2 protein-coding genes and 1 pseudogene are annotated in these 2,133 nt (G+C 72.9%); 1 reads left to right on the top strand and 2 read right to left on the bottom strand.

Annotation, left to right across the window (positions count from 1 at the left end):
- Together G3N92_RS33345 and G3N92_RS33340 are read right to left on the bottom strand one after the other, a co-directional pair.
- A pseudogene (locus G3N92_RS33345) lies at nt 1-209 on the bottom strand (gamma-glutamyltransferase); the annotation flags it as partial.
- A 156-nt stretch (nt 210-365) separates the two neighbouring features.
- Nucleotides 366-1,271 carry a LysR family transcriptional regulator gene (locus G3N92_RS33340; protein WP_206131763.1) on the bottom strand — a complete coding sequence of 302 codons (906 nt, stop codon included), beginning with the start codon at nt 1,269-1,271 and terminating at the stop codon, nt 366-368.
- Between the two features lie 157 nt (nt 1,272-1,428).
- Between G3N92_RS33340 and G3N92_RS33335 the strand changes: the two genes are divergently transcribed.
- On the top strand, nt 1,429-2,133 hold a 705-nt coding region (locus G3N92_RS33335), incomplete at its 3' end, for an enoyl-CoA hydratase/isomerase family protein (RefSeq protein WP_206131762.1).

The following is a 2,133-nucleotide window of genomic DNA, read 5'->3' as shown; positions in this document are numbered from 1 at the left end:
GCCGGCGCGCCGGAAGCCGCCGAAGCTGACGGGGCCGATGCCGATGCAGCAGCCGTGCCGCCCGTGCCGGTGCTCGAACACGCGGCAAGCGCCGCAAGCAGCGCGGCGGCCGCGAACGGCGCAACGCGATGGGCGAAACGGTCGAACGGCACGCGCACGGTTGACGTGCAACGGCGCGGAGACGGGCGCGGGCGAAGCCGGTCGGTCATCGTGTACCTCGGGGAGCGCTGCGGTGGCGAAGGATGCGCCGCCGCGCGGGCCGGTCCGTCGTGGATCGGCCGCCGCCGGCGGGCCGGCTATTGTCGCCGCGTGTGCGCCCGGCTGTCATTCGTCGAATCCCTCGAATCGTGCGCGGGCGGCGCGCCTCACTCCACCGCGCGCCCCGATTGCCGCGCCGCGTCCAGGATGAAATCGATGAACGTCGCGGTGGCGCGTGTGTGGTGCCGGTTCGGCATGTAGAGCATCGCCATGCGCGTGCCGAAGATGCTGAGCCGGTACGCGTCGAGCGTGGTCACCACCGCGCCGCGCCGCAGGTCGTCCTGAATCACGTAGTCGGGCACGATGCCCACGCCGAGCCCGGCCAGCACGGCCTGCCGCAGGAACAGGAAGTTCTCGGAGATCAGCGTGGGCGCGAGCAGCACCTCGTGGCGCTCCGCACCCAGGTAGGCGGCGATCCGCAACTGCCGCCCGAGCACGGTGGCGGTGATCAGCGGCGCGCCGGCCAGCGCGTCGAGCGTGGCCGGCATGCCGTGCTCGGCCGCGAACCCGGGCGACGCGCAGGCCACGTAGCGCACCGCGCCCATGTCGCGCGCGACGAGGTTCTGCGGCGGCTCGGCCATCACGCGCACGGCGATGTCCACCTCGTCGCGCAGCAAGTCTTCCACGCGGTTCTCGAACACCACGTCGAGCACGATGCCCGGGTAGTGCCGCTTGAACGCGATCAGCCAGTCGGACATCACGATCTGCCCGTAGCCGCTCGGCACCGACAGCCGCACGCGCCCCTGCAGCGCCTGCCCGAGCGTGGCCACGGTCTCCTGCGCGGCCAGCAGCTCGTGCTGGATGCGCCGGCCGTGCTCGACGAGCCGCAGCGCCACCTCGGTCGGCTCGATGCGCCGCGTGGTGCGCCGCACCAATTGCAGGCCGACCGATTTCTCCAACTGATTGAGCCGGTAGCTGACGTTGGCGCGGCTCATCTTGAGCCGCCGCGCGGCGTTGCTCAGGTTGCCGGCGTCGAGGATCTCGACGAGCAGCGTCAGCGCGTTGATGTCCATGGCGGGGTCCGGTGCGGAGGGGATTGTCAAAAAAACTTTGACAGCTTGTAAAGGGAACTGGGAATTGTCAATCCGGCTCGATCAATCGAGAATCGCAGCACGACTGCCGGGCCGCGCGTGCGTACGCCGGCCCGCAGGCCATCCTTCAGGAGACGCGATGACCGATTCGAATCCCGCCACCGCTCAGGCTGCCCCCGCCGGCGTCGTCACGCGCGAGCGCCGCGACGCCGTGCTCGTCGTCACGCTCGATCACCCGCCCGTCAACGCGCTGTCCGCCGAGGTGCGGCGCGGCCTGCTCGACGCCATCGAGGCGGCCGCGGGCGACGACGCCGTGGCCGCCGTGCTGCTGGTGGGCGCGGGCCGTAACTTCATCGCCGGCGCGGACATCCGCGAATTCGGCAAGCCGCCGCAGCCGCCCGCGCTGCCCGACGTGTGCCGCCGCATCGAGGACAGCGCCAAGCCGGTGATCGCCGCGCTGCACGGCGCGACGCTCGGCGGCGGGCTTGAAGTGGCGCTCGCCGCGCATTACCGGATCGCGCTGCCGGGCGCGACGCTCGGCCTGCCCGAAGTGCTGCTGGGCCTGCTGCCCGGCGCGGGCGGCACGCAGCGCGCGCCGCGTCTGATCGGCGCGGCCGCGGCGCTCGACCTGATGCTGAGCGGCCGCCATGTCGATGCGGCCGCCGCGCACGCGCTCGGCCTCGTCGACCGGCTCGCGGCCAGCGACGACACGCTGGCCGAAGGGCTCGCCTATGCGCAGGCCCTGCTCGCGAGCCGCGCGCCGGTGCGCCGCACGCGCGACGCAGGTGGCCTCGCCGATCGCGCCGCCGCGCAGGCCGCGATCGACGCCGCGCGCGCCGAGCTC

Source organism: Burkholderia sp. Ac-20379, assembly GCF_017104645.1.
Lineage (GTDB): Bacteria > Pseudomonadota > Gammaproteobacteria > Burkholderiales > Burkholderiaceae > Burkholderia.
Note: the sequence above shows the minus strand (reverse complement) of the source record. Positions and strands in the feature narration are given on the sequence as shown.

What these genes read in the sequence shown, in the direction of transcription:
- G3N92_RS33340 (WP_206131763.1), bottom strand. Translation starts at nt 1,271, where the DNA reads ATGGACATCAACGCGCTGACGCTGCTCGTCGAGATCCTCGACGCCGGC.